The organism is Alloprevotella sp. OH1205_COT-284 (assembly GCF_003859795.1).
GTDB lineage: Bacteria > Bacteroidota > Bacteroidia > Bacteroidales > Bacteroidaceae > Alloprevotella.
Genome location: NZ_RQYI01000018.1, coordinates 17,791 through 39,188 on the forward strand (window position 1 = coordinate 17,791; position 21,398 = coordinate 39,188).

19 protein-coding genes and 2 pseudogenes are annotated in these 21,398 nt (G+C 46.2%); 10 read left to right on the plus strand and 11 right to left on the minus strand.

What is annotated here, in order from left to right; translation table 11 throughout:
* The first annotated feature begins 26 nt into the window (after positions 1-26).
* Positions 27-230, plus strand: a complete 204-nt coding sequence (locus EII14_RS09480) for a permease of the drug/metabolite transporter (RefSeq protein ID WP_233569389.1) — start codon at positions 27-29, stop codon at positions 228-230.
* Between the two features lie 184 nt (positions 231-414).
* Entirely contained in the window at positions 415-1,065 is a 651-nt protein-coding gene (locus tag EII14_RS05740) for an NYN domain-containing protein (protein WP_124931596.1), read from the plus strand.
* A 106-nt stretch (positions 1,066-1,171) separates the two neighbouring features.
* Here EII14_RS05740 and EII14_RS05745 read toward each other — a convergent pair.
* The 6 genes and pseudogenes from EII14_RS05745 to EII14_RS05775 all read right to left on the minus strand — a co-directional run bounded on the left by EII14_RS05745 (position 1,172) and on the right by EII14_RS05775 (position 6,716).
* Positions 1,172-1,498, minus strand: a pseudogene (locus tag EII14_RS05745) (RteC domain-containing protein).
* Between the two features lie 315 nt (positions 1,499-1,813).
* Positions 1,814-2,512, minus strand: coding sequence for a LytTR family DNA-binding domain-containing protein (locus EII14_RS05755; RefSeq protein WP_179858700.1), 699 nt, complete (start codon positions 2,510-2,512; stop codon positions 1,814-1,816).
* The gene (locus EII14_RS05760; RefSeq protein WP_124931597.1) at positions 2,509-3,567 is read right to left on the minus strand and encodes a sensor histidine kinase; all 1,059 of its coding nucleotides are present in this window, start codon (positions 3,565-3,567) and stop codon (positions 2,509-2,511) included. Before EII14_RS05760 ends, EII14_RS05755 begins: the two co-directional genes overlap by 4 nt.
* Before the next feature lie 57 nt (positions 3,568-3,624).
* Positions 3,625-4,632, minus strand: a complete 1,008-nt coding sequence (locus EII14_RS05765) for a histidine kinase (RefSeq protein WP_124931598.1) — start codon at positions 4,630-4,632, stop codon at positions 3,625-3,627.
* Between the two features lie 10 nt (positions 4,633-4,642).
* Entirely contained in the window at positions 4,643-5,770 is a 1,128-nt protein-coding gene (locus tag EII14_RS05770) for a serine hydrolase (RefSeq protein ID WP_124931599.1), read from the minus strand.
* Positions 5,771-5,810: 40 nt separating this feature from the next.
* Entirely contained in the window at positions 5,811-6,716 is a 906-nt protein-coding gene (locus tag EII14_RS05775; protein WP_124931600.1) for a DUF6268 family outer membrane beta-barrel protein, read from the minus strand.
* A 331-nt stretch (positions 6,717-7,047) separates the two neighbouring features.
* Between EII14_RS05775 and EII14_RS05780 the strand changes: the two genes are divergently transcribed.
* The 4 genes from EII14_RS05780 to EII14_RS05795 all read left to right on the plus strand — a co-directional run bounded on the left by EII14_RS05780 (position 7,048) and on the right by EII14_RS05795 (position 16,656).
* A complete protein-coding gene (locus tag EII14_RS05780) occupies positions 7,048-8,442 on the plus strand; it encodes a DUF3945 domain-containing protein (protein WP_124931601.1) in 1,395 nt (464 codons plus the stop codon).
* 34 nt (positions 8,443-8,476) lie between these two features.
* Complete coding sequence (locus EII14_RS05785) at positions 8,477-10,606, plus strand: type IA DNA topoisomerase (RefSeq protein ID WP_124931602.1); 2,130 nt, start codon at positions 8,477-8,479, stop codon at positions 10,604-10,606.
* A gap of 139 nt (positions 10,607-10,745) precedes the next feature.
* Entirely contained in the window at positions 10,746-11,177 is a 432-nt protein-coding gene (locus tag EII14_RS05790) for a DUF1896 family protein (protein WP_124931603.1), read from the plus strand.
* Positions 11,164-16,656 (plus strand): helicase-related protein, encoded by a 5,493-nt coding sequence (locus EII14_RS05795; protein ID WP_124931604.1) that lies wholly within the window; start codon positions 11,164-11,166, stop codon positions 16,654-16,656. Before EII14_RS05790 ends, EII14_RS05795 begins: the two co-directional genes overlap by 14 nt.
* 88 nt (positions 16,657-16,744) lie before the next feature.
* On the opposite strand, the gene EII14_RS05800 is transcribed toward EII14_RS05795, so the two are convergent.
* Both EII14_RS05800 and EII14_RS05805 read right to left on the minus strand, forming a co-directional pair.
* Entirely contained in the window at positions 16,745-17,065 is a 321-nt protein-coding gene (locus EII14_RS05800) for a helix-turn-helix domain-containing protein (RefSeq protein ID WP_124931605.1), read from the minus strand.
* Positions 17,049-17,402 (minus strand): helix-turn-helix domain-containing protein, encoded by a 354-nt coding sequence (locus EII14_RS05805; protein WP_124931606.1) that lies wholly within the window; start codon positions 17,400-17,402, stop codon positions 17,049-17,051. Before EII14_RS05805 ends, EII14_RS05800 begins: the two co-directional genes overlap by 17 nt.
* A gap of 221 nt (positions 17,403-17,623) precedes the next feature.
* Here EII14_RS05805 and EII14_RS05810 point away from each other — a divergent pair, with 221 nt between their 5' ends.
* Both EII14_RS05810 and EII14_RS05815 read left to right on the plus strand, forming a co-directional pair.
* Complete coding sequence (locus EII14_RS05810) at positions 17,624-17,902, plus strand: helix-turn-helix domain-containing protein (protein WP_124931607.1); 279 nt, start codon at positions 17,624-17,626, stop codon at positions 17,900-17,902.
* A gap of 37 nt (positions 17,903-17,939) precedes the next feature.
* Positions 17,940-18,242, plus strand: coding sequence for a helix-turn-helix domain-containing protein (locus tag EII14_RS05815; RefSeq protein ID WP_124931608.1), 303 nt, complete (start codon positions 17,940-17,942; stop codon positions 18,240-18,242).
* A gap of 118 nt (positions 18,243-18,360) precedes the next feature.
* Here the strand turns inward: EII14_RS05815 and EII14_RS05820 are convergent, their stop codons facing one another.
* Complete coding sequence (locus EII14_RS05820; RefSeq protein WP_124931609.1) at positions 18,361-18,675, minus strand: helix-turn-helix domain-containing protein; 315 nt, start codon at positions 18,673-18,675, stop codon at positions 18,361-18,363.
* Positions 18,676-18,807: 132 nt separating this feature from the next.
* On the opposite strand from EII14_RS05820, the gene EII14_RS05825 reads away from it, so the two are divergent.
* Positions 18,808-19,212: a nuclear transport factor 2 family protein gene (locus EII14_RS05825; RefSeq protein ID WP_124931610.1), complete on the plus strand. Its 405-nt coding sequence runs from the start codon at positions 18,808-18,810 to the stop codon at positions 19,210-19,212.
* A 65-nt stretch (positions 19,213-19,277) separates the two neighbouring features.
* Here EII14_RS05825 and EII14_RS05830 read toward each other — a convergent pair whose 3' ends face one another.
* On the minus strand, positions 19,278-19,640 hold the full coding sequence (locus EII14_RS05830; protein WP_124931611.1) for a hypothetical protein: 363 nt from the start codon (positions 19,638-19,640) through the stop codon (positions 19,278-19,280).
* Positions 19,641-19,655: 15 nt separating this feature from the next.
* Positions 19,656-19,862: pseudogene (locus EII14_RS05835) on the minus strand (tyrosine-type recombinase/integrase); the annotation flags it as partial.
* A 286-nt stretch (positions 19,863-20,148) separates the two neighbouring features.
* Here EII14_RS05835 and EII14_RS05840 point away from each other — a divergent pair.
* On the plus strand, positions 20,149-21,378 hold the full coding sequence (locus tag EII14_RS05840) for a site-specific integrase (protein ID WP_124931612.1): 1,230 nt from the start codon (positions 20,149-20,151) through the stop codon (positions 21,376-21,378).
* Positions 21,379-21,398: the final 20 nt, after the last annotated feature.

Sequence of the window (21,398 nt, forward strand, 5' to 3'; positions counted from 1 at the left end):
CCAAAGGTTTTGAGGATATGAGATGGATGTCCGGATATGTGCTGATGGCGATATGGTCGGGCTATCTCTTCGTGGAGAAGTTCATTCCCTATAAGATGGTTGCTGGAACAAATGGACAGTGGATTGTTTACTATATTGTCAAACTGCTCCTCTTTGTCGTCATAGGAGTCTTCACCGCACCTTTCACCTGCCTGTGGGCAGTGTTCAGGGTAATAAAGGCTTTTCGGTAAGAGATGGTAATTCTCCAACTATTAGTTGGAGAATTACGAATCAACATTTTATGGACAGAATGAAAAACTTATAGAAAAATTTTGGCGGATAAAAAGAAATGCTTACCTTTGCATCAGATTATCGCCCTTAGGTGGAAAAGACTAAGGCTCGCCACTTCAGAAATGGGGTGGCTTATTTTTTTATATGGAAGTTATGGAAACAAAAGAAAAGCAAAGAGTTATCGTCTATATCGATGGATTCAACTTTTACTATGGACTGAAATCGACCACACGATGGCGGAAATATTATTGGCTTGACATTGTTAAATTATTTGAGAGTTTCATGCGACCCAATCAGGAATTGATTGCAGTAAAATACTTCTCTGCCAGACCTGATGATATAGAACAAAGCCGACGGCAGAATGCTTTTTTTCAGGCGAATAAAGAGAATCCGAAATTTCGTTTGATCTTGGGCAAATATCTAAAAAAAGAGATTACCTGCTTCAAGTGTGGGAATGTAATACATACTCACGAGGAAAAAGAAACAGACGTGAGAATTGCAACACAAATTGTTGCAGACGCCTATCAGAAAAACTGTGATGTGGCTATTGTCGTTTCTGCTGACAGCGACATGATTCCGGCAATTGAACTTGCGACACAGGCACGGCAGAAAGTGTTCGTGTATTTTCCTCCCAATCAGTATTCAAGCAACTTGGCTTCAATGGGTATCGGACAACCGACGCAATTGAAGCGTTACGAAAATCGGTTTCGCCAAAGTCTTTTACCTGATACCATCCATCTTGCCGTTTCTGACTATGACTTACAGATACCAGAAAAGTGGAAAGCGTATCAATAACAAGCAAAGTATAAGAACAAATTCTGCGACTATTGGTTGCAGAAAACGATGTAAAAAGGGAGACGCGGAACAATTCGGCGTCCCCCTTTTGCTTTAATATGAGGATTTACCGCTTCTTGAACTTGCCGCCTTTCAGGTCGCTCTCCACCATACGCTTGTTAAGTTTCTCTCGAAGTTCATCAAGGAAATAGGTACGGCTGTCATGCTTGCGACGCTTCATGTTCATATAGACATTGTAGCAGTTCTTGATTTCTATACCAAAGATTTAAGAAAAGGCGTCTGCCAATTCCTCCACTCCGATTTCTCCATCGTTGATACAGTCACAGGTGTCAAGGGCATAGAGTAGTTCCACTAAATCTACTACTTCGTCTGTCCAGCGAAACTTCTTGGCAGGAATGAGGGGAACGGTAGGTAAAACTCCCTGCATCCGCATATTCAACAGTTCCAGTTCTGTATCAATGACAGACAATAGCTCTGCCACATTTTTCCCCCGCCCTATCCGATGAGGGTTTATCTTGCAGAGATTGCAATCGGAAACGGGTATAACGAAGAATACGGAGTATAAAAATGTTATCGTTCTCTTCCGTGTTCAATTTAATGATCTCTTTTATCAAGTTATCAGTTGCATTCCGCTGCTCGTCAGCGGACGATTCATTCGAAGAGAGTACTCTGAATGAAAATGTCTTAACTAATCTTTCCATATGCATTCGATTTTGAATTGTTGATTGGTATATAGCAAAGTCAACTATCATGTCATGAGCCTTTTGTAGAAATCTTCTTTGTAAGTATTGCCGATACCGATTTCATATTTTCCGATGAATACGTCGTTGGTGTCGAACGATTCTATTTTCTCTAAGTTCACAACATAGGATTTGTTGATGCGGAAGAAAACAGACGGAGGCAGAAGTTCATGGATAGTGCGCAGGTACATCTTGGTAATGATGCGTCGATTTTCTGTTTGTATGATTACATAATCCTTTAAGCCTTCTATAAAGAGGATGTCGTCATATCTGATTTTGAAATATCTACGCTCTGATTTCACGAAGAAGAAATCCACATCTGCCTCCACACTTTCTTTCTCTGCATTGATGAGTAGGGTGTGATAGGCAGAAACCTTTTCCACTGCTTTACGGAAACGTTCTTCCTCGATGGGTTTGACGAGGTAATCGGTAGCGTTTACCTCATAGCTGTCCAATGCGTATTCTGAATAGGCTGTGGTAAAAACGACAAGTGTTTGTTGTGGGATTTTACGGGCAAAATCAAGCCCGTTTGTTCCAGGCATCTCGATATCAAGGAATATTAAATCCACAGGATTATCTTTTATGTATTCAGTCGCAGATTCTGCAGACTCAAAATTGCCGACAAGTTCCAGCATTGGACTCTTGCGTACCAACCTTTCCAATCCTTCTCGGGCGATAGGTTCATCATCGACGATAATACATTTTATAGGTTCACACATAAGCATACAGTATATTTATTTTCTTCTTCCGTAATGGATAAGGTATAAGACTTTCCGAATAGCAATTCTAGTCTCCGTTTGATGTTTTTCAACCCCAAACCTCCGTAATGATTCGATGTACGAGAAGCGGCCTTGGTGTTTTCGCACTGGAAGTGCAGTTGGTTTCCGAATGCGGCAAACGTGATGTGTATGTTTGTCTTTCCTTTGACTTCAACACTATGCTTGACCGCGTTTTCTACAAAGGGAATAAATAGTAATGGATATATAGATATATCTTCCACCACGCCCTCTGTCTTGATTTCGTAATACAAGTTTCCGTGACGTGTACTTTCCAGTTCCAAATAGTCATGCAAGAAGGAAATTTCATTCCGTATCAGAACTTTTTCTTGCGAGGATTCGGACAACTGATAGGCCAACAAATTTTCAAGCCGGGAAAGAATGGCATATGCCAGTTGTGGTTCTTGCTCTGCTTTAATGTTGGCATTATTGAGCGTGTTGAAAAGAAAGTGCGGATTTATCTGGCTTTTCAGTTGTTGCAATTCTGCTTCTGCCGTCGTCTTTTCCAATTCCGATACTCGACGGCTGTTTTCAGCCCAGCAACGAAACAGTGGTACTACTGAAGTAGAGGCTATCGTCAATCCCAACAATAACATATTTCCTGCGATATTGAAACAAAGAGAGGTCAGCCTGTAACTTTTGGGAACATCGTACAGGGTGTTTTGCACCAGTATGATAAAAAGCATCAACAGAAATACGCACAAACCGATTGAAGCGAAATATCCTGACAACTTATTGCGCAACAGGAAACGAGGAACCAGCAGGCGGGCGTTGGTATATACGGTGCAGGTGAAGACAATGAAATATGCCATCCATTCGTAAAACCTTGCATTCGTGAGCCGTTCGTGTACACTGCCAGTGTTATAGACCATTTCCATTGTCAAGACAACTATAATGCAAAGTAAAAGCAGGTTTCCCATTCTATGGAATCCTCCTGTTTGGATTTGTGTTCCAATCTTTTTATTTATCTCTTTCAATAATGCCATTCGATTCTTTATGTTTATTAATTCCCAAAAACTTTATCGAAAAATTTCTTGGAAAGCTTAGGAACTTTTCAAACTCGTTTTGTGTGAAGCGTTTTCTGGTCTTCTTGAGATGGTAAAAATGCGCTTACCCGTTTTGGGAGGATTGCTATTGTTTGTACAGGTACAGACAAGCGTGTCGGCGCATATTTCAATCTCAATTTCCATTCGGTCTTTTCCCGGTGAATTGAATAGATGTTCTTCTACAAACGATAGTAACGTCAATGGAGGAATAAAACAAATACCAGTCCTCATTTGGCAAGAGAGTGTGAAATCGGTGAGAGCCCCGCACTTCTTTTCCAAATTCAGGTAGTCTTTAAGGATTTTAATTTCGGAATTGAGTGGTACAACCGGATTGCTGCAATCGTATAGGCGATAGCGTACAATCCGGCTCAGTGTCAATAATAGCGGAGATACTTCCGGAGGTTCGGTCAGGCATAGTGCAGTTGCTTTTTTCAATTTAGCCAAAAGAAATTCCGATCCGATATTGTTTCTCAAATTTTCCAACTCAACGGTTAGTCTGCGAGTTCCGATTTGTTCCTCCATCTCTGTCATCTGAATCCAATGTTTGTAAAAGACGATTACAGTAATACTCGTCACCGACAATGCCAGTACCGAGAAATCGGAGAAGAAATCGACTGCTTTATTGCGTCCGTCAGAAAAAAAAGAATATGGACCGAAAGGTATTTGATACTTAAAATGAATGTAATACTCCAAGCCGATATTCGCTATCACGAATGTGAATATTGCAGCGAGCAAGACAGCTGCATATTGCACATACCTTTCTTGTTGTAGCAATTTAGGAATGAAGGTGTACATATTCAGATATATCAGCAACAGATAAGCTACTATATGCACAAATATAATACCACAAACATCTCCGCCTCGAATCTGTTCTCCATAGGTAATAAAAATATGGTTTGTGGAGATAATGCCGATGGAGATGATAAGCAGGAAATGGCGAGTCCATCTGTATTTCTTCTCCATAAGAAAATCATATAATACGCTTTGTTTCTTTCTCTCTTGCATATATATACTATTACTTTTTTGCCAAGTCTTCCATTATTTCAAAACACAATGCGTCTACATTTTTCGCATGAGGATGCAGAAAAGAAACATTGGAAAGAATAATGACTCCACTCTTTTCATTCATATCGAATACCATAGAGGAAGAAAAACCGCCCGTACCACCATTGTGCCAATATAAATCGTTTCCGTTATCTGCCTTTACGATATGCCATCCAAGTGCTACGCTAAGTTTGTCGTTTACTTTGAAAGTCGGTTTTCTTGTCATTGCAAGTTCTTTGTTGCCCATATCAAATTGAGCCTCTAAAAAACATGCCATATCGTTTGCAGAAGAAAGAATGCCACCGGCTCCTAAAAACACATCCGAATCCCATATCCAATTGCCGATAGGAACACCTGTGCGGCTTATTCCTTTGACAAGACCGGTTTCTACTAATCTTGCATCTGTATATGAATTGTTCATTTTGTACTTTTTGAAGATTTTATTGGAAACGAGTTCCGTGAAACTGCATTTTTCCATTTGACATAACGTATATCCCAACAAACCTGTTCCCAAATTTGAATACAGATATTCTTTCCTATCGGAAGAACAACATAATTGCAACTGATTTCTGAGGTAATACTCTAATTCAGAGTCGCTGTATTTCTGAAAAGGATTTTCCCGCTCTGCTTTTGTGCTGTCTGCCAGAAACTCTGAAAGTTGCAAATTGGAGGGATTTTCTCCCAATCCGGATGTATGATTTGACAGGCTTTCAAAAGTTATCCGCACATCATCCTTGAACGTATAAGGGTAAAATTTGTTTATGTCGTCTGTCTGTTTAATCTTCCTTTTAAGTATTGCATCGGCGAGTAATGTCGCCGTAAAGACTTTTGAAATTGAGCCAATCTCAAAAATCTTATCTTTGTTCTCAATATTTTTAATCGTGTCATTTTGCTTTATAATTCCATAAAAATGGGATATCCCATTTTTTATGAGCACGATGGATAGTTGAGTTTCATTAGACAAATCCTTTGTCTTTTCAAATATTTTTTGCGTCAGGTTTTCTCTCAAACCAGTTAAATCATTTACGACATTCTGTGAAAAAGTTATTCCATGTCCAAACAGGGTTATCAAAAGGAATAGCGCGATTTTTATTGTCATATAATCTTATAATGTATTAAACGTTATACTTGAGCATTTATTATAATCCGTATCGGATACCTATTGAAAAATAGGGAGATACGCCGAAATGTGGGTAGTTGTCTTTGCTGCTGAAGAAAGCCTTCAATGTCCGTGAACGAAAATAAGCTTCTCTTGATGCAACAATTCCTCCGACAATGGGGATAGAAATATATTGCCCAATTCTGAACTCTGGTTGAATACCTATATAACCATACTGCATCACGAAATACTTCTTGCTGCCATTTTTTTCTACTGCAGCCATAAGCCCTTTGGATTCTGCATGTATTCCCAGATAGAAACTCTTACTAAATCGTGTGCTGATTTCTGCCTCGAATGTATTATACATGGATAATTTGAATTTGTATTTTCCCTCTATTTTCCAATCCAGATATAAGGACGGAAAAATCATTGGATACCCCAGCGCATTATTCAACGCGATACCAGCCCCCCAGTCCAAATTCTTGTTTGCGTGTCTGATAAATAATACACCTCCCTGACCGAGAAACGAGCTGCCCGATATTTTGTTCAGATCGGATGTGTACATTCCAGCTCCTAAAATAGCGAGTATAGACCATTTCTCATTAAGTGGTCGCAGATGCATAACTCCCATTTGAGCATTCATAAGTTCTTTCTCTGTAAAATCCGATGGCATTTCTTTATTTTTCATGGAAGCGTATGTACCACCCAAAGCAACAATCCAAGCCGTCAGTCTCCCGTTTTCATTCTTTCTTACATATAAAGGAAGTCTCGCTGAGCCTTCAAAGGTCTGCAAGTTTCCTTCACCACCGATTTTATTGCCATTCTCATCTTTATATACAGATGAAGCAATATATTCTGACTTTAATTGAATCTGGGCAAACATATTCGCTTTTCCCGATAATAGGAACAGCATAAAAACATATATCCTAATTATTCTTTGATCCATAATAGTGTTATTTTGATACAAAGATACCGTATAAAACAATATGCTTTGAAGAAAATAGACAAACAGCAAGTTTTCAACATATGAAATGCTGATTCATGATATACAAGTTTTCTTTGTTGTTTGAATTATATACTTTTACCGATATGTATTGTTTAGGTATATTTAGATTATCCACATCTTTAGAAACTAATGGTAGTCTTTATCCATAATAGCCACTTCTATCCATATCGACGCCACAAGTACGCAGTTATTTCTAACTACTAACATGCACATTTTCTTTGATTTACCTTTGTTCGTGCACCGCTGTTGGTGCCATTAAATACATTGTAATATGGATGAAAAAATCAAAGACCAAGAAGTCCTTTTGGTCAAGGATCAGAAGGGCGAAAACCTCAAAGCCGTCACAGGTACGGACGAGAAAGGTGGGCTGAAAACCGTTCCGCCCACCGCCGAGCATGAACAGAGCTTCCTGAAGTTCGACAAGCACAGCAATGCGCTGGAGAATTTCCTTTCCAATTTCATGCGGCAGTTCAAGAACCCCACACCGCTGACTTTCTTCAAGGTTCCCTTTGAGAGTGCCGTAGCCAGTGCCCGCGTACTCTCGGAGATGCTCAAAGCACCGGATGTCCCATCCAATAAGGAGATGCTGGACTCCGCCCGTGTCAATCCTTCCGACTATGCGGAAGAGCAGAAACAGTCTTTTCAAGGCATCGACCCCGATAAGGTGAAGTGGGAGCAGTTCGAGCAGATGGGCGTAAGCCGTGAAAGTCTGGAAAAAGGCAAGCATCTTGATGACCTGCTTCAATACAGAAAGACTCCACTTGTTCCCATCAGCATCAAAATCGGGGAAGTCTCCCTCTACACCGATGCCCGTCTTTCTCTGAAAGCCTCAGGAGACGGGACATTCATTCCCGTTGTCCATGCCATCCGCAAGGAGCCTCAATTGGAGCGTGAGTTCTTCGGGCATACCTTTACCGATGAGGACAAGAAAGCACTCAAAGAAACGGGCAACCTCGGCCGTACCGTGGAGCTGAACTTTCCCGGCAAAGAGGAGCCTACCCGAAGTTTCGTAAGCATCGACCGCCTGACGAATGACATCATCGCCCTGAGTGCCGACCGGGTACGCATCCCCGATGAAATCAAGGACGTGAAGCTGAGCGACGAGCAGAAAAAGGAACTCTCGGAAGGCAAAAGCATCTACGTGGAGGGTATGACCTCCAAAACAGGAAAGCATTTCAATGCCAACCTCCAATTCAATGCCGACAAGCGGTCGATTGAATTTCGTTTCGGCTCTCCCAAACAGGAACAACGTCAAAGACAAGCCCCCGAAGGGCAGGAGCAAACGGAGCAGAAAGAACTGCGTGTCCCCAAGAAGATGCTGGGACGCGACATCTCTCCCGAAGAGCAGGCAAAGCTCAAAGCCGGAGAAACGGTCTATATGACCGGGCTTATCGACAAGAAGGGAGAGCCTTTCAATGCCTATGTACGTCCGAACTTCGAGAAGAACAAGTTCGACTTCCTCAAATGGAATCCCGACAAGTCCCAAGCCAAAGAGGTAACTCCCGACAATGCTTCCCGCACGCAAGTCGCCGTCAATTCCGAAGGCAAGACCAACGAGGCTACCAAGCATGTGAAAGAGCCACTCAAACAGGGGCAGACAGAACCTACCGCCCAGCAGGAACAAAAGGAAGAAGAGAAGAAGCGTTCCAAGGGAATGAAAATGTAATCCGCCACCACTAACATCCCAAAAGTAAGAACGAATGAAAGTCATCATAGCAGAAAAGCCGAGCGTCGCTCGTGAAATCGCCCGTGTCGTTCGGGCAACCAACAAGAAAGAGGGTTATATCGAAGGAGGCGGCTATGCCGTCACGTGGGCATTGGGACACCTGATAACGGCAGCCATGCCCGAAGCCTACGGCATCAAGGGTTTCCACAAAGAAAACCTGCCGATTCTTCCTCCCGTCTTTACCCTTATTCCCCGTCAAATTAAGGATGGAAAAGGCTACAAGACTGATCCGAGTGCCGTTGCCCAATTGAAAGTCATCGAAAAACTATTCCGAGCGTGCGAAGGCATTATCGTAGCCACCGATGCAGGAAGGGAAGGTGAGTTAATCTTCAGGTTCATCTACGAGTATCTCGGCATTGCCAAACCCTTCGACCGCTTGTGGATCAGCTCACTCACGGACAAAGCCATCAAAGAGGGGCTTGCCCGTCTGCAAAGCGGCGCAGCGTATGACAACCTCTATTATGCCGCCCGTGCCCGCAGCGAAGCCGACTGGCTGGTCGGCATCAATGCCACACAAGCCATATCCATTGCAGCAGGAAGAGGTACTTACTCATTAGGCAGGGTACAGACCCCGACCCTCTGTATGGTCTGCTCCCGTTTCTTGGAGAACAAGAAGTTCGAGCCACAGCCATTCTGGCAACTCAGCCTTGCCGTAAGGGAAGGTGATGAGAGCTTCCGCTTCTCCTCTGCCGACCGCTGGTTCGATAAGACGGAAGCCACCGCCCTGTACGAGAAACTCAAACAAGCTCCTTATGCCACTGTTGAGACCGTTGTGCGTAAGGAGACCAAACAGGAACCACCGCTTCTGTATGATTTGACCACTCTTCAGAAAGAAGCGAACAGCCGGTTCGGCTATTCGGCGGAACAGACCCTTTCCTTGGCTCAGAAACTCTATGAAAAGGCATACATTACCTACCCACGCACGGGCAGCCGCCATATCCCCGAAGATGTCTTTGCCGAAATTCCAGCTTTGATAGCATTTTTGCACGACCATTCCGTCTGGGGTGTCCATGCCCGCCGACTGACCGAACCGAATGCACATTCGGTGGACGGCAAGAAAGTAACCGACCACCACGCCCTGCTCATTACGGGCAAGAAGCCGATAGACGTGTTTGGAGAGGAAGCGGTCATTTACGATATGATAGCCGGACGTATGCTCGAAGCCTTCTCCACCCGTTGCGTAAAAGATGTCAGCACGGTTACTGCCGTCTGTGAAGAGGTGAAGTTCATCATCAAAGGCGAAATCATCAAGGAAGAGGGATGGCGCGCCATCCTCAAAAACAGCAGAAAAAAAGACAAGGAGCAGGCGGAAGCCGAAGAACGGGAAAGTCGGGAGAATGGAGAAGGCATCATCATCCCACAATGGGAGGAAGGCGAGCAACTTCCGCTCTGTGCCTGTTCGTTGGCACAGGGTACGACCAAGCCCAAGCCTCTGCACACGGAAAGTTCGCTGTTGGCAGCAATGGAGACGGCAGGCAGAGAGTTGGAGGACGAGGAACTGCGTGCGCAGCTCAAGGATTGCGGCATCGGCACGCCCGCTACCCGTGCCGCCATCATCGAAACCCTCTTTGCACGCGAGTACATGGTGCGCCAAAAGAAATCGCTCGTCCCTACGGAGAAAGGACTTGCCGTCTATTCCATCGTCAAGGAGATGAAAATCGGCAATGCCGAGATGACCGGACAGTGGGAAGCGGACTTGGCGAGAATCGAACGGGGAGAATTGAAAGAGCGGGATTTCCGCAAGGGCATCGAAAGCCATGCCACACAGATTACCGACGAACTCCTCTCCTCCAAAATCCTCTTTCCAAAGAAACAGAGCGACATCCATTGCCCCAAGTGCGGCAAAGGGTCATTGGTCTTCTATCCCCGATGTGCCAAATGCTCGGATGCCGATTGCGGGCTGACGCTTTTCCGCAGCGTGGCAGGCAAGAACCTCACGGACGAGCAACTGACGCAGTTGGCGGTGAACGGGGAGACAGGCATCATCAAGGGCTTCACCACCAAAGCGGGCAAGAGCTTTGAGGCTTCGCTCTCCTTGGACGGAGAGTTCAAGACAGTCTTTGTCTTTCCCGAACGCAAGAAAACGGGCAAATCCCGAAGGTAAATCCCCGTAAATTGCTAATTTTGCCACTGAAAGATGCGGTCATAAACAATCATCTTGTTTTTACTGCGGATTTTAGTGGTGGCACTCGGCGGGGACGTCGAGTGCCTTTGCATTATATACCTCACTAAAATCATTCAAAATGACAGCCATTCATTTTTCATACTACGAGCTTTCCCTGCTCTCTTTTCTTCGGGAAAGCCATCCCGAAAAAGCCGGTGACATCCCTTTTGTCAAAGAACGTGCGGCAGCCGCTTCCGAAGCCTATGCCGAAGCCTTTAATGCCGGTCTTCCCATAGCCGAATGTATCGGCATCGCCAATAAGACACTCTATGCGGGTCTGCACTTCTCCCGCCACGATACCATCTCTTCCGTGCTTTGGAACGAGTTCTCCGCCGAAGTGCCGCTCGAAGCGGTCAGGGAGACCGCCATCCGCCTACGTCCTCTCATCGAAGAGATATTCGCCAAGTATCCGATTTCGGACGAGTTCGCTTATACGCCCGAATACAACTCCCTCTATACGGAGATTACGGGTTTTGTTCAACTAAAACTCGAAGAAGATGGCAAGCTATAACAAGAAGGAACATCTAAGGGCAAACATAGAAGCCATCAAGACGGTCTTTGCCCTGCATCGGGAACAGCGCACGGCAACACCTGAAGAGCGCACGATATTGGAAGCCTATATGGGCTTCGGTGCATTGAAGTGTATCCTCTCTCCTGCCAACACGATGGAAGACATTGCCCGATGGAACAAGTCGGAGCTGGAGCTATTCCCCTTGGTGATGGAACTGCATCGCACCATTCGGGACAACACCACCTCCGAGTCGCAATACAAGAGCTATATGCAGAGCCTGAAAAACTCCGTGATGACCGCTTTTTATACTCCTGCGCCCATAGTGCGGGAGATGGCCGCTTCCTTACAGGAGGCAGGCATCGTCCCCAAGCGAATTCTTGACCCCTCGGCGGGGATGGGTGAGTTCATCCGTTCTTTTGATGGCATTGCAGCCGAAGGGCATACGACCTTCGGTTTTGAGAAAGACATCCTTACGGGACAGATGCTCTCCGCCCTGCATCCCGAAGACAAGATACGCATCCGGGGCTTCGAAGAAATCGAATCCAAGCTCAACGGTTCCTTCGATGTGGTCAGCAGCAACATCCCTTTCGGAGATGTAGCCGTCTTCGACCCTGTTTTCAGCAAGACGGACGAACCAGCCCGAAAGGTCGCCCGCACGTCCCTGCACAATTACTTTTTCGTCAAGGGGGTAGATATGCTCCGTGAGGGCGGCGTGCTGGCGTTCATCACCTCGCAAGGCGTCATGAATGCCCCGACGAACGAGCCTGTACGGGAGTGGCTGATGAACCATACCCGCCTTGTTTCGGCAGTTCGTCTGCCCAACAATCTCTTCTCGGAGAATGCAGGAACGGAAGTGGGTAGTGACCTTATCGTCCTGCAAAAGCAGAGCGAAAAGACAAGTCTGACCGAAGAGGAACAGCGTTTCATCAAGAGCGAGAAACGCCCCAGCGGAGTGCTGTTCAATACCTATCTGCGAAGTATGTCGCAAATCGTGCATACCGAATGGAAGCAGGATACCGACCCTTACGGCAAGCCTGCCATTCTGTTTCATCACAACGGTGGAGCGGAAGGCATCGCCACCGATATGGGAAAAATCCTGCGGGCGGATTTAGCCAAACGCTTGGATATGGCGTTGTACCAAAAGCATATCTTCATTCAGGAGCAACCCAAAGTTCCCGTTTCCATTTCTCCCGAAGTCAAGCAGGAAGAGCCAACGCTTACGCCTGCCACTTCGCAAGAAGAGCAACCACATCAAGAGGTGGTGCAACCGAGAGAGGAACTGACTGCGGAGCAACCCCGAAGCAGAGTCGCACCGCAGGTACAACTGCTCGACCTTTTCGGCAATGTTATCCCGGAGAAAAAGCCCAAACGAAAAACCGCCACTGTGAAACGTGCTGTGGTTTCCACTCCTTCTCCCACTATCGAAATAAAGCCACAAGAAACTGCTATGGGGTTACGGGACACGGGAGAGCTGTGGTGGCAGCAGGATAAGGAGAAAGGAATGCTGGCACGTCCCTATGAGGGAGTATGGCACGAACACCTCAGAGAGGGCTCTCTGCTTGCCTCGGACTTTCAAGTCGGAATGCTTGTCCTCGATATGGAGGACAACCGAATGTTCCAGCCCATAGACCTCCCGTCCCAAGAACGACAGAAAATGCTGCTCTACATAGACCTGCGTGACGCCTACCACGCCCTCTATGACTATGAAGCGGAACGTAAGGTGGCAAATGAATCCTTGCGACAGAATCTCAATGAACTGTACGACCGTTTCGTGCGACTGTACGGGCATCTGAACGACCGCAAAAACCACGAGCAGATCCTGATGGATGCCGGTGGTAGGGAGATCCTTTTCTTGGAACGGAAGGTGGATAAAGAAACGCTCAAAGCCGATATTTTCCATCAACCCGTTTCGTTCAGCCTGCACGAAGTGACAGAGGTGAGCAATGCCCAAGAAGCTCTCTCGGCTTCACTCAATAAATTCGGCACGGTGGACATCGAGTATATGCTGTCATTGCTTCCCGAAAGTTCCGAAGAGGAAATGCTCTCCGAGCTGCGTGGCAGGATTTACTACAATCCCTTGGAGGGAGAGTATGAAATTGCCGAGAAGTTCATATCGGGCAATGTGGTTGCCGCATCGGAGCGTATCGAACAATATCTCTTGGAGCATCCGGAGGACGCAAGGGCGCAAGCCTCCTTGCAGGCACTGAAGGATGCTATCCCCGAACCGATACCCTTCACAGACTTGGATTTCAACTTCGGGGAGCGATGGATTCCTGTAAATCTCTACTCCGATTATGCCTCGCACCTCTTCGACACGGAGGTGACGATACGCTACAATTCAAGTGCGGACGAATACTCCGTAGACGCACGGATGCACAATGCCAACATTTGGGACAGATTCTGTGTACGGGGACAGCATCGTCGCTACGACGGTATTGCCCTGATGAAGCACGCCCTGCTGAATACAACGCCCGACATCACCAAGAAAATCATGGTCGGTGACAAGGAGGTCAAGGTACGGGATACCGAAGCCATACAGATGGCAAACGCCAAAATCGACGAGATACGAAACGGCTTCACCGATTGGCTGAACGAGCAGAGCGATGAGTTCAAGCAGCGGCTGGAGAAACTCTACAATGATACTTTCAATTGTTTTGTGCGTCCTCAGTATGATGGTTCCCATCAGACATTCCCCGACCTTAATCTGAAAGGCTTGGGCATCGAAAGCCTGTACGACAGTCAGAAAGATGCCGTGTGGATGCTCAAGCTCAATGGAGGAGGTATCTGCGACCATCAGGTGGGAGCCGGAAAGACGCTTATCATGTGCACCGCTGCGTATGAGATGAAGCGACTCGGCTTGGCGAACAAGCCGATGATACTCGCTCTTAAAGCCAACGTGCAGGAGATAGCACAGACTTTCCAAACGGCTTACCCGAATGCCAAGCTGCTCTATCCGGGCAAGAACGATTTCACGCCTGACAAGCGGCAGCGGATTTTCCACGACATCAAGAACAACAACTGGGACTGCATTGTCCTCACGCACGACCAGTTCGGCATGATACCGCAGTCGGACGAGATACAGCAGAAAATCCTTCAGGACGAGTTGGACAGCGTGGAAGAGAACTTGGAAGTTCTACGTCAGCAGGGACGCAGCATTTCCCGTGCGATGGAGAAAGGGCTTGTCAAGCGGCAGATGAACTTACGGGCGAAGCTGGATGAAATCAAGTTCAAGATAGAGAACCGCAAGGACGATATAGTGGATTTCAAGACAATGGGTATTGACCACCTTTTCGTGGACGAGTCGCACACGTTCAAGAATCTGATGTTCAACACCCGCCACAACAGAGTGGCAGGGCTTGGCAACAGCGAGGGCAGCCAAAGAGCCTTGAATATGCTCTTTGCTATCCGAACCATTCAGGAGCGGACGGGGAAAGACTTGGGAGCCACTTTCCTTTCGGGTACGACCATATCGAACTCACTCACGGAGTTGTATCTGCTGTTCAAGTACCTGCGTCCCCAAGCCCTCGAAGCACAGCATATCAAGACCTTTGACGCGTGGGCTGCCATCTTCGCCAAGAAGTCGGTGGATTATGAGTTTTCCGTTACTAACGAAATTGTACAAAAAGAGCGTTTCCGCTATTTTATCAAAGTACCGGAGTTGGCGGCGTTCTATGCTCAAATCACTGATTACCGGACGGCGCAGGACATAGGCATAGACCGACCCGAAAAGAATGAGATTATGCACAATATACCACCCACACCTGAACAGGAGGAGTTCATTGCCAAGTTGGTGGAATTTGCCAAAACGGGGAATGCGGAATTATTGGGACGAGAGAAACTCTCCGATAGAGAGGAGAAAGCCAAGATGCTCATAGCAACGGATATGGCTAGGAAGATGAGCTTGGATCTGAGGCTCATTGACCCGAACAAGTACGGGGATCATGTGGATAACAAGGCTTCCCACTGTGCCGCCAAGATAGCGGAGTATTACCGCAAGTTTGACGTACAGAAAGGGACGCAATTTGTATTCAGTGACCTCGGCACTTACAAGCCCGGTGAATGGAATCCCTATAGCGAAATCAAGCGCAAGCTGGTGGAAGACCACGGCATACCCGCTCAGGAGATACGCTTCATTCAGGAAGCAAAGACCGATAAGGCTCGAAAGATGCTCATCGCAGGTATGAATGAAGGTTCAATCCGAGTGCTTTTCGGCTCTACGAGTATGCTCGGCACAGGTGTGAACGCCCAGAAACGTGCCGTGGCCATTCATCATCTTGACTGTCCCTGGCGTCCTTCCGACTTGGAGCAGAGGGATGGCAGAGCCGTGCGTAAAGGTAATGAGGTTGCCAAGTTCCATGCCGACAACAAGGTGGATGTCATCATCTATGCCGTAGAGAAGTCGCTTGACAGCTATAAATTCAACTTGCTGCACAACAAGCAACTCTTTATCGAACAGCTCAAAAACAACCGTATGGGCAGCCGTACCATCGACGAGGGAAGTATGGACGAGAAGTCGGGAATGAATTTTTCCGAATATGTTGCCATCCTCTCCGGAAATACCGATTTGTTGGAAAAGGCAAAGTTGGAGAAAAAGATTGCCGGTTTGGACAGCGAACGACAGGCGTTCATTCGCAGCAAGTCATCCTCCCGAAGCCGATTGGATGAAGTCGTGCGGACGGTGGACGGCAACAAGGAGTTGATTGCCCGTTTCCAAAGTGACTGGGATTTGTACCAAAGCCGTGTGCAGAAGGATAAAGACGGCAATATTCTTAATCCGATAACGCTCAAAGGGGTGGAAGGAAGCGACCCGAAACGCATTGCTGCCAAACTCGCGGAAATCAACGAGAAAGCCTGCACACGGGGAGAGTATTTCAATATCGGAACACTCTACGGATTTAACCTCGTGGTCAAGACGGAGTCTTCCTCCAAAGATCTTTTCGATCTTTCGCAGAACAAGTTCTTCGTGATGGGAGAAAGCGGAATGAAGTACAGCTACAACAACGGCAGGATAGCGGCAGACCCGCAACTAGCCTGTATGAATTTCCTGAATGCCTTGGAGAAAATACCCGGCTTGATTGAGAAGTTTAAGGCGGACACGGAAAAGATAGCCAAGGATATTCCTGTTTTGCAGGAGGTGGTGAATGGTTCTTGGAAGAAGGAAGAGCAGCTCAAAGACCTCAAAACGGAACTCGCCGCCCTTGACCGCAAGATACAGCTTTCCCTAAAACCGATTGAGCAGGGAGAGAGTGAGCAAGAAGGTGTGGATATGATGCAGGACAGCGAGAGAAAGACGGAAGAAATGGAACGGTCACGTCCGATTGAGCCGACTGTCACCGCTCCCTCCGTCAGCACCTCTGCGGCTCAAACCGACAAACCGTTGGAAAGCAGCGGGCAGAGTATCTCCGCTACACAGCCCTCGATGGACGGACTGCCGCCGTCTTTGGCGGAAAAGGTGTTCGTTGTCAGACCGAAAATATAATCTGTAATGTTATCATCACATTCAAACGGCAGCCCCCGACTTGTCATTACGACAAAACGGGGGCTTTGCTGTTGCGTAGAATCCATATCTACGTGTCTTTGGGTAATCTCTTCCTCTTGCGTTTGAGGTTCTCCGTAAAGTGAGTTTGCATAAAGGCGAGGATTTCCGATTCCAGATACCACGTCTTGTGATAGACGATATGGTAAGGAAGGGTTCCCGAATCTCGGTAGCGTTGCAGGGTGCGCTTGCTCACTTGAAGCATCATGCACACCTCTTGGTTATCCAGCAGCGGTTCTCCGTCTATCATCGGACGTTGGGGGATGTCGGGAGCCGTCTGTTTTAGGTCATCGAAACGCTTCATGATGCGTTCCATCCATTCAAGGAAGGTCGCTCTATCCAATAGTTCCATCCTTTATCCTCCTGCTTTTAAGTTCGAAGTTATGCCGTAGCTCTTTCAGGTTCTGAGGATTGCAGTACAGGCTCTTGTTCCGTATCGCCTCCTCGATGTCATGCAGGGCGTAGTAGCAACGCCCGTAGATCATCTTATAGCTGATTCTGTCCGCACTGCGCATACGCTGGAGGGTACGTTTGCTGATACCGAGTATCTCGGCTAACTCATCATTGGTGACAAGACGGTTCTCATACTCTATCTTTGCCTTTTCCTCTTTCTCCACATATCGGAGGATTTTCTCAATTTTGCCCATCAGTTCATGGTAGGCTTTGCTTTCGATTGTTATGACATCCATGACGCTTTGAATTTGATTATGCTGCAAAGTTCGGGAGTTAAAACCGTTCGGATTGTATGCTAAATATGTACTGAATAGAGATTTTTCTGTCTGCGTCCAAAAGCCACACGACAAAAGCATCCATATCGAAGCCACAAGTACGCAGTAAAGGAAATGTTGGTTTTGAATACTTACTCCGTAAGTACATTTGCACAAAGTGTAACATTAAAACGGACAAGAATATGGAAGTAATAACAATCGAGAAGAAAACGTATGAAGCCATGATGGAACGTTTTCTCATTTTGACCGCCAAAGTCGATGCCCTGTGTCGGGAATGCGACGAAAAGCGTATGGGCAGGTGGCTGGACAATCAGGATGTCTGCCAAATCCTGAACATCAGTTTGCGTACCCTGCAAACTTACCGCAGCAACCGAATGCTGCCCTATACGCAAATAGGGTATAAGATGTTCTACAAGCCGGAGGATGTCGGGAAACTGCTCGAACAATCCTCCGCTTTATGACCAATGAATAGTATCACCACTAAATCCGATGTAAAATATGGACAACGATGTAAAGACCAAGAACAACGAAGAGATTGCGCACTTTCTCAACGCGACCGACCGCATGATAAAGGGAATAGATGTCCTGCGGAAAAAGAACAGACCTCTGCTTAACGGGCATCGCTATCTGACGGACGATGAACTGTCCCGCCTGTTGCATATCAACCGGCGCACGTTACAGGATTATCGCAACATGGGAAGAATCTCCTTTATCAAGTTAGGAGGAAAGGTACTCTACAGGGAAGAAGATGTGGAAAAACTATTACAGGAGAATTATCGCCCTCGGTTTGAGAAGCCTTGACAGAGAAACAGACAGTAAGAAATTCTTCTCTTACTGCCTGTTCTTGCTGAAACGTAAGACATACTGTCTATAGCAATCTTTTTTTCAATTAAGGCTCACAGAAGAAGCTATTGACGGATTACAAATTCTCCATACCGAATTTGGCTATCTCATCTATAATCGGCAAGACTTTCTCTCCCAAGGGTGTAAGGGAGTATTCCACTCTGGGTGGAACTTCGGGATATTGTTTTTTCTTAATCAATCCCTTGCTACAAAGGAATTTTAATTCATCAATAAGCATTTTCTCGCTGATTCCGGGAATAGCACGTTTGAGTTCTCCGTAACGGATTATCCTGTGGTTGATTTGAAAGATAATAAGCAATGTCCATTTACCTGCAAAAATCTGCATCGATTTTCTTACCGGACATTCTTCATCTGAAATTTTCCTCTCCATAGCAAACTTTTTTATTCTTGATAATCAATAATTCTAACAATATAGTATGTATCATACTATATTGTATGTACTTGTATATTGTAGTGCAAAGATATAACTTTGCAGTGATTTCAACAATTAAAATACAGATTTATGGAAAAGAAAACAGAAAAAGTGAGCCAATTCTATACAGCTTTGGCACAGGGTGATTTTGAAACGATGGGGGCATTGCTCTCCGATGATTTGGTATGGCATCAGCCGGGAAAGGGTGCATTGTCGGGCATCTACAACGGTAAGCAGAATGTCTTTGCCCATTTGGGAAAGATGGCTCAATTGAGTAATGGGACATTCGCTATCGACCAAGTGGATTACGTAACGGAAAACGGAGATTTGGTCGTGGCATCTATCGGATTTGCTGTATCGGCAAGCGGACATTCGATGGAGATGAAGGGAGTAGATCTTTTCCGTTTTGAGAATGACCTGATAAAGGAGGTTTGGCTGTTCTCTGAACGAATTGGTGAAGAAGACCGATTCTGGACAGCTCTGGCACAAGGCTGATTGTTTATTCAAATTCACTAAAAACAGGCAGTAAGAAAAATGCTTTTTACTGCCTGTTTTCATATTTAGTTGTACCATCCGCCTTTGGTATAGCACATGAGTAGCGGAGGACTTGTTCTCTTCTCTTCGGTCACTCTTCCGATTATCCATTTACGGAAGTTCTTGGCTTCTGTAGAGGCAAATCGAAACGACAGCATCGTAATCATTTCAAGGTTGTATAAATCCACCGCACCGCCTTTGGAAAATAAGGTGCACATCACCTCGTCTTCCCTGAACAAACCCTCTTTGAAGATAGACTTGATGTGGCTGTTTATCTTACCGGAAAATACGCCGAGCAGGTCGGCTATTTCACAAGCCGACATCCAAACGGGAGTTGTCGGGATATGTACTTTTCCGTTCTCTCCAATGGTTATGATTTCTCTTTTCATCGCTCCTCCTCCTTATTATATCGTGATACCATTGAACTGCTCTATCTTACTCAGTTTATCGGAGAGTGCCGCCATGTCCCGACTTTCCTTTTCGTGGGTAATTTTGGCGTAAATCTGCGTGGTGCGGATATTTGTGTGTCCGAGCATCTTGGAAAGGGTTTCGATGGGAACGCCGTTGGTCAGGCAGATTTCCGTCGCCATAGTATGGCGGGCGAGGTGGAAAATACTTTCCATTCGAGGAATTGGAAGAATGTAGAGAATAAACCTGTAACGTGTTGTGAATTAGTTGATTTTCTATATTCTGCGAGTATGATAGGAAAGCAGTTCGACACGGAATATTGAATCCTTTCGGTTACCAAACCGTTATCCGTTGGTTTCCCTAGTGTGGTGAGGTAACGAAAAAAAGGAGAGATTTCTATGGAGAGGTTTCTATCTCACTATTCCACAATGTTTTGCTTGTCAAAGAACGCTTTAACAACGGGTAATTTTGTCCATAAAATTAAAGCGTATGACAATAGAGAAATTCAAGGTATTGCTCTACCTCAAAAAGAGCCGATTGGACAAGTCGGGCAAAGCTCCCATCATGGGACGTATCACCGTCAACCGTTCGATGGTGCAGTTCAGTTGCAAAATCTCCTGTACGCCCGATTTATGGAATCCTCGAGAAAGCCGTCTGAAAGGCAAGAGCCATGAAGCCGTGGAGACCAATGCGAAGTTGGACAAGCTGATGCTCTCCATCCACACGGCATTCGACACGCTTGTGGGAAGAAATGCGGACTTCGATGCGGAAGCCGTCAAGAACCTATTTCAGGGAAGCCTCGAAACGCAGATGACCCTGTTGGGAATGACGGACATCGTCTGTGAGGAACTGAGAAAGCGTATCGGGATAGACCGGGCAAAAGGGACTTACCCTGCCTATTTCTACACCCGGAGAACCTTGGCAGAGTTCATCGAAAAGGAGTTTCGCACCAAAGACGTTGCTTTCGGTCAGATGACGGAACAGTTTATCCACGATTACCAGAGTTTCATTTTGGACGAGAAAGGACTTGCCGTAGATACCTGTCGCCACTATCTGGCTATCGTCAAGAAAGTATGCCGAAAAGCCTACAAGGACGGTTATGCCGACAGATGTTTTTTCGCTCATTTCAGTCTCCCCAAACAAAAGGAGAAGACACCAAAAGCCCTAAGCCGGGAATCCTTCGAGAAAATCCGTGACTTGGTAATCCCCGAACATCGCGCCTCCCACATTTTGGCAAGAGATCTCTTTCTCTTTGCCTGCTATACGGGAACAGCCTACGCCGATGCAGTTTCCGTTATGCGTGACAATCTGTTCACGGATGACAATGGCGAGCTGTGGCTTAAATACTGCCGCAAGAAAAACGAGCTTCGTGCCTGTGTCAAGCTGCTGCCCGAAGCCCTTGACCTGATAGAGAAGTACCGGGATGATGCTCGTCCGACCCTCTTTCCAATGCTGTACCATCCCAACCTTCGCCGTCTGATGAAAAGCCTTGCGGTTCTTGCGGGCATTAAGGAAGACCTGACCTACCATGCCGGCAGGCACTCATTCGCATCGCTGATTACCTTGGAAGCCGGCGTTCCTATCGAGACCATCTGCAAGATGCTGGGACACTCCAACCTCCAGACCACACAGGTATATGCAAAGGTCACGCCCAAGAAACTCTTCGAGGATATGGACAAATATATCGAAGTGACAAAAGATTTGAAACTTGTATTATAACACCCCATAGATAATAAATG

Bases quoted from the DNA above. Each gene is read 5' to 3' on its own strand.
- EII14_RS09480 (WP_233569389.1), top strand. From the start codon at position 27: ATGTCCGGATATGTGCTGATGGCGATATGGTCGGGCTATCTCTTCGTG.
- EII14_RS05740 (WP_124931596.1), top strand. From the start codon at position 415: ATGGAAGTTATGGAAACAAAAGAAAAGCAAAGAGTTATCGTCTATATC.
- EII14_RS05760 (WP_124931597.1), bottom strand. From the start codon at position 3,567: ATGGCATTATTGAAAGAGATAAATAAAAAGATTGGAACACAAATCCAA.
- EII14_RS05765 (WP_124931598.1), bottom strand. From the start codon at position 4,632: ATGCAAGAGAGAAAGAAACAAAGCGTATTATATGATTTTCTTATGGAG.
- EII14_RS05770 (WP_124931599.1), bottom strand. From the start codon at position 5,770: ATGACAATAAAAATCGCGCTATTCCTTTTGATAACCCTGTTTGGACAT.
- EII14_RS05775 (WP_124931600.1), bottom strand. From the start codon at position 6,716: ATGGATCAAAGAATAATTAGGATATATGTTTTTATGCTGTTCCTATTA.
- EII14_RS05780 (WP_124931601.1), top strand. From the start codon at position 7,048: ATGGATGAAAAAATCAAAGACCAAGAAGTCCTTTTGGTCAAGGATCAG.
- EII14_RS05785 (WP_124931602.1), top strand. From the start codon at position 8,477: ATGAAAGTCATCATAGCAGAAAAGCCGAGCGTCGCTCGTGAAATCGCC.
- EII14_RS05790 (WP_124931603.1), top strand. From the start codon at position 10,746: ATGACAGCCATTCATTTTTCATACTACGAGCTTTCCCTGCTCTCTTTT.
- EII14_RS05795 (WP_124931604.1), top strand. From the start codon at position 11,164: ATGGCAAGCTATAACAAGAAGGAACATCTAAGGGCAAACATAGAAGCC.
- EII14_RS05800 (WP_124931605.1), bottom strand. From the start codon at position 17,065: ATGGAACTATTGGATAGAGCGACCTTCCTTGAATGGATGGAACGCATC.
- EII14_RS05805 (WP_124931606.1), bottom strand. From the start codon at position 17,402: ATGGATGTCATAACAATCGAAAGCAAAGCCTACCATGAACTGATGGGC.
- EII14_RS05810 (WP_124931607.1), top strand. From the start codon at position 17,624: ATGGAAGTAATAACAATCGAGAAGAAAACGTATGAAGCCATGATGGAA.
- EII14_RS05815 (WP_124931608.1), top strand. From the start codon at position 17,940: ATGGACAACGATGTAAAGACCAAGAACAACGAAGAGATTGCGCACTTT.
- EII14_RS05820 (WP_124931609.1), bottom strand. From the start codon at position 18,675: ATGGAGAGGAAAATTTCAGATGAAGAATGTCCGGTAAGAAAATCGATG.
- EII14_RS05825 (WP_124931610.1), top strand. From the start codon at position 18,808: ATGGAAAAGAAAACAGAAAAAGTGAGCCAATTCTATACAGCTTTGGCA.
- EII14_RS05830 (WP_124931611.1), bottom strand. From the start codon at position 19,640: ATGAAAAGAGAAATCATAACCATTGGAGAGAACGGAAAAGTACATATC.
- EII14_RS05840 (WP_124931612.1), top strand. From the start codon at position 20,149: ATGACAATAGAGAAATTCAAGGTATTGCTCTACCTCAAAAAGAGCCGA.